Here is a 5572-nt window from a genome sequence, read left to right on the forward strand (position 1 = left end):
GGGTAAAAACCCTGGCGATGACCTACTCTCGCATGGCTTAGGCCACACTACCATCGGCGCAGCTGCGTTTCACTTCCGAGTTCGGGATGGGATCGGGTGGTTCCACAGCGCTAATTTCACCAGGGAGACAGTTGGAGCGTCGCCATCCTAAGGAACGGATTAAGGCGCCTGCCTCTCGTAAGTCTTGTGACGTAGCGTGCACTTGGATCTATCGACATGTCATGTCGGCCAAGGCAACTTGAGGTTATATGGTCAAGCCACACGGATCATTAGTATCAGTTAGCTCAATACATTGCTGTACTTACACACCTGACCTATCAACCACATAGTCTATATGGTTCCTTCAGGGGGCTTGTGCCCCGGGAGATCTCATCTTGAGGCGCGCTTCCCGCTTAGATGCTTTCAGCGGTTATCGCTTCCGAACATAGCTACCCGGCAATGCCACTGGCGTGACAACCGGAACACCAGAGGTTCGTCCACTCCGGTCCTCTCGTACTAGGAGCAGCCCCTCTCAAATCTCCAACGCCCATGGCAGATAGGGACCGAACTGTCTCACGACGTTCTGAACCCAGCTCGCGTACCACTTTAAATGGCGAACAGCCATACCCTTGGGACCGACTACAGCCCCAGGATGTGATGAGCCGACATCGAGGTGCCAAACACCGCCGTCGATATGAACTCTTGGGCGGTATCAGCCTGTTATCCCCGGAGTACCTTTTATCCGTTGAGCGATGGCCCTTCCATACAGAACCACCGGATCACTAAGTCCTAGTTTCCTACCTGCTTGATCCGTCGATCTTGCAGTCAAGCACGCTTATGCCTTTGCACACAGTGCGCGATGTCCGACCGCGCTGAGCGTACCTTCGAGCTCCTCCGTTACTCTTTAGGAGGAGACCGCCCCAGTCAAACTACCCACCATACACGGTCCCCGATCCAGATTATGGACCTAGGTTAGAACGTCAAGCACGACAGGGTGGTATTTCAAGGATGGCTCCACTGCAGCTAGCGCCACAGTTTCATAGCCTCCCACCTATCCTACACAGACGAACTCAACGTTCAGTGTAAAGCTATAGTAAAGGTTCACGGGGTCTTTCCGTCTTGCCACGGGAACGCTGCATCTTCACAGCGATTTCAATTTCACTGAGTCTCGGGTGGAGACAGCGCCGCTGTCGTTACGCCATTCGTGCAGGTCGGAACTTACCCGACAAGGAATTTCGCTACCTTAGGACCGTTATAGTTACGGCCGCCGTTTACTGGGGCTTCGATCAAGAGCTTCGCCTTGCGGCTGACCCCATCAATTAACCTTCCAGCACCGGGCAGGCGTCACACCCTATACGTCCACTTTCGTGTTTGCAGAGTGCTGTGTTTTTGATAAACAGTCGCAGCGGCCTGGTTACTGCGGCCCTCTTCAGCTATAGCTCGCATGAGCCACCAAAAAGGGCGCACCTTCTCCCGAAGTTACGGTGCCATGTTGCCTAGTTCCTTCACCCGAGTTCTCTCAAGCGCCTGAGAATTCTCATCCTACCCACCTGTGTCGGTTTACGGTACGGTCTGCGTAAGCTGAAGCTTAGGAGCTTTTCCTGGAAGCGTGGTATCAGTGACTTCGTCTTAAAGACTCGTCTCGGTGCTCGGTCTTAAAGGATCCCGGATTTGCCAAAGATCCAAACCTACCGCCTTTCCCCCGGACAACCAACGCCGGGTACACCTAACCTTCTCCGTCCCTCCATCGCACTTACGCGAGGTGCAGGAATATTAACCTGCTTCCCATCGACTACGACTTTCGTCCTCGCCTTAGGGGCCGACTCACCCTGCGCCGATTAACGTTGCGCAAGGAAACCTTGGGCTTTCGGCGTGCGGGTTTTTCACCCGCATTATCGTTACTCATGTCAGCATTCGCACTTCCGATACCTCCAGCAGACTTCTCAATCCACCTTCAACGGCTTACGGAACGCTCCTCTACCGCGTACATATAAATATGCACACCCCAAGCTTCGGTTCACTGCTTAGCCCCGTTAAATCTTCCCCGCAGACCGACTCGACCAGTGAGCTATTACGCTTTCTTTAAAGGGTGGCTGCTTCTAAGCCAACCTCCTGGCTGTCTGTGCCTTTCCACATGGTTTTCCACTTAGCAGTGAATTTGGGACCTTAGCTGTGGGTCTGGGTTGTTTCCCTTTTCACGACGGACGTTAGCACCCGCCGTGTGTCTCCCATACAGTCCGTCTCGGTATTCGGAGTTTGCAATGGTTTGGTAAGTCGCGATGACCCCCTAGCCATAACAGTGCTCTACCCCCGAGAGGATACATATGAGGCGCTACCTAAATAGCTTTCGAGGAGAACCAGCTATCTCCGGGTTCGATTAGCTTTTCACTCCTAATCACAGCTCATCCCCGTCTTTTGCAACAGACGTGGGTTCGGGCCTCCAGTACCTGTTACGGCACCTTCACCCTGGCCATGACTAGATCACCCGGTTTCGGGTCTACTGCCCGCGACTATGCGCCCTTATCAGACTCGGTTTCCCTTCGCCTCCCCTATACGGTTAAGCTTGCCACGAACAGTAAGTCGCTGACCCATTATACAAAAGGTACGCAGTCACTCTTTCGAGCTCCTACTGCTTGTACGCACACGGTTTCAGGATCTATTTCACTCCCCTCTCCGGGGTTCTTTTCGCCTTTCCCTCACGGTACTGGTTCACTATCGGTCGGTCAGTAGTATTTAGCCTTGGAGGATGGTCCCCCCATGTTCAGACAGGGTTTCACGTGCCCCGCCCTACTCGTCTTCACTGGAGTGGCCCTTTTAAATACAGGGCTATCACCTTCTATGGCCAGCCGTTCCAGGCTGTTTTTCTAGAACCATTCCAGCTTAAGGGCTAGTCCCCGTTCGCTCGTCGCTACTCAGGGAATCTCGGTTGATTTCTTTTCCTCTGGTTACTTAGATATTTCAGTTCACCAGGTTCGCTTCCAGCAGCTATGTATTCACTGCAGGATACCCGCAAGCGGGTGGGTTTCCCCATTCGGACATTACCGGATCAAAGCTTGTTGCCAGCTCCCCGATACTTTTCGCAGGCTGCCACGTCCTTCATCGCCTCTGACCGCCAAGGCATCCACCGTGTGCGCTTATTCGCTTGACCATATAACCGCAAGTTGCCTTGGGTTATATATATGACCTGGGGGTACAAAGCCCAGATACGAAATATAACGACTCAATTAATAAGAAGACATTCAAGTCTTCCGCCTTAGCCTCACGACACGTCAAGATAGAATCTCAAACGCTCGCTACGTCACAAGTTTTAAAAGAACACGTACCAGCCACAATGCTGATCCGTAATAAATTCTTTGTATGCGCTAGTCATTCAGAGTGGTGGGTCTGGGTAGACTCGAACTACCGACCTCACCCTTATCAGGGGTGCGCTCTAACCACCTGAGCTACAGACCCAATGTCCGTTCAGCTCATTGCCGTTTGCGTCGATAAACACGCAACGTGTGGTGGAGCCTGTCGGGATCGAACCGACGACCCCCTGCTTGCAAAGCAGGTGCTCTCCCAGCTGAGCTAAGGCCCCATATACGGGACTATCCACACCGGCCAGGCCGGCGTGAAACTCTGAATGCAGGTTACTTGTGAAGACGCCCGACAGGACGATGCTGTCTTTGCTCAAAAGGAGGTGATCCAGCCGCACCTTCCGATACGGCTACCTTGTTACGACTTCACCCCAGTCATCGGCCACACCGTGGCAAGCGCCCTCCCGAAGGTTAAGCTACCTGCTTCTGGTGCAACAAACTCCCATGGTGTGACGGGCGGTGTGTACAAGGCCCGGGAACGTATTCACCGCAGCAATGCTGATCTGCGATTACTAGCGATTCCGACTTCATGGAGTCGAGTTGCAGACTCCAATCCGGACTGAGATAGGGTTTCTGGGATTGGCTTGCCCTCGCGGGTTTGCAGCCCTCTGTCCCTACCATTGTAGTACGTGTGTAGCCCTGGTCGTAAGGGCCATGATGACTTGACGTCATCCCCACCTTCCTCCGGTTTGTCACCGGCGGTCTCCTTAGAGTTCCCACCATTACGTGCTGGCAACTAAGGACAAGGGTTGCGCTCGTTGCGGGACTTAACCCAACATCTCACGACACGAGCTGACGACAGCCATGCAGCACCTGTGTTCGAGTTCCCGAAGGCACCAATCCATCTCTGGAAAGTTCTCGACATGTCAAGACCAGGTAAGGTTCTTCGCGTTGCATCGAATTAAACCACATACTCCACCGCTTGTGCGGGCCCCCGTCAATTCCTTTGAGTTTCAGTCTTGCGACCGTACTCCCCAGGCGGCGAACTTAACGCGTTAGCTTCGATACTGCGTGCCAAATTGCACCCAACATCCAGTTCGCATCGTTTAGGGCGTGGACTACCAGGGTATCTAATCCTGTTTGCTCCCCACGCTTTCGTGCCTCAGTGTCAGTGTTGGTCCAGGTAGCTGCCTTCGCCATGGATGTTCCTCCCGATCTCTACGCATTTCACTGCTACACCGGGAATTCCACTACCCTCTACCACACTCTAGTCGCCCAGTATCCACTGCAATTCCCAGGTTGAGCCCAGGGCTTTCACAACAGACTTAAACAACCACCTACGCACGCTTTACGCCCAGTAATTCCGAGTAACGCTTGCACCCTTCGTATTACCGCGGCTGCTGGCACGAAGTTAGCCGGTGCTTATTCTTTGGGTACCGTCAGAACAACCGGGTATTAGCCGACTGCTTTTCTTTCCCAACAAAAGGGCTTTACAACCCGAAGGCCTTCTTCACCCACGCGGTATGGCTGGATCAGGCTTGCGCCCATTGTCCAATATTCCCCACTGCTGCCTCCCGTAGGAGTCTGGACCGTGTCTCAGTTCCAGTGTGGCTGATCATCCTCTCAGACCAGCTACGGATCGTCGCCTTGGTGGGCCTTTACCCCGCCAACTAGCTAATCCGACATCGGCTCATCTATCCGCGCAAGGCCCGAAGGTCCCCTGCTTTCACCCGAAGGTCGTATGCGGTATTAGCGTAAGTTTCCCTACGTTATCCCCCACGAAAAGGTAGATTCCGATGTATTCCTCACCCGTCCGCCACTCGCCACCCAGAGAGCAAGCTCTCCTGTGCTGCCGTTCGACTTGCATGTGTTAGGCCTACCGCCAGCGTTCACTCTGAGCCAGGATCAAACTCTTCACTTAAAAACGCATAGTCCGAGGACTAAAAATTTAAAGCTGCAGATGCTTGACCGCTGGCAACGTTTCGCTTGCTTTAAAACAATTGATATGTTGCTTGATCAAACGTCTGCAAGATGGACAATCATCCTTCCTGCAGGCGCCTTCACAAGATACCTGCGCATACTGTCAAAGAACTCTGGAGTCGGCCTCAGCGCCTTCCTCCGTGCGCCCCGACGTTTCCGTCGTTGCGAGCCGCCCATTATAGCCGGCTTTTCCGCCTCGTCAACACCTTTTTTCAAGGCCGTTTCACCGAAGCGAAACGTTGTTGCCGATGCTGCTTCGTCGTGCGACCCGGAGGTCTTTTCGTCGAAGCGAGCCGCCTATTATGTCAGGCTTTTCG

The 5572-nt window shown here is 53.5% G+C and carries 1 protein-coding gene, 2 tRNA genes and 3 rRNA genes; 1 reads left to right on the forward strand and 5 read right to left on the reverse strand.

All coding sequences use genetic code 11. The features are described from left to right. Positions 1 to 9 precede the first annotated feature (9 nt). The 5 genes from rrf to AC07WC_RS17675 all read right to left on the reverse strand — a co-directional run bounded on the left by rrf (position 10) and on the right by AC07WC_RS17675 (position 5196). Positions 10 to 124: ribosomal RNA gene (rrf, locus tag AC07WC_RS17655) — 5S ribosomal RNA — on the reverse strand. Between the two features lie 124 nt (positions 125 to 248). Next, positions 249 to 3127: ribosomal RNA gene (locus AC07WC_RS17660) — 23S ribosomal RNA — on the reverse strand. Between the two features lie 228 nt (positions 3128 to 3355). Next, positions 3356 to 3432: transfer RNA gene (locus AC07WC_RS17665), tRNA-Ile, on the reverse strand. Between the two features lie 48 nt (positions 3433 to 3480). Next, positions 3481 to 3556 (reverse strand) — tRNA-Ala (locus tag AC07WC_RS17670). Positions 3557 to 3651: 95 nt separating this feature from the next. Then, a 16S ribosomal RNA gene (locus tag AC07WC_RS17675) occupies positions 3652 to 5196 on the reverse strand. The 16S, 23S and 5S rRNA genes sit together here with 2 tRNA genes alongside, the layout of an rRNA operon. A gap of 39 nt (positions 5197 to 5235) precedes the next feature. Between AC07WC_RS17675 and AC07WC_RS17680 the strand changes: the two genes are divergently transcribed. Next, a partial coding sequence (locus AC07WC_RS17680) for a hypothetical protein (RefSeq protein WP_495211160.1) occupies positions 5236 to 5572 on the forward strand: 337 nt, incomplete at its 3' end.

It is taken from the genome of Stenotrophomonas sp. GW821-FHT01H02A (assembly GCF_059422145.1).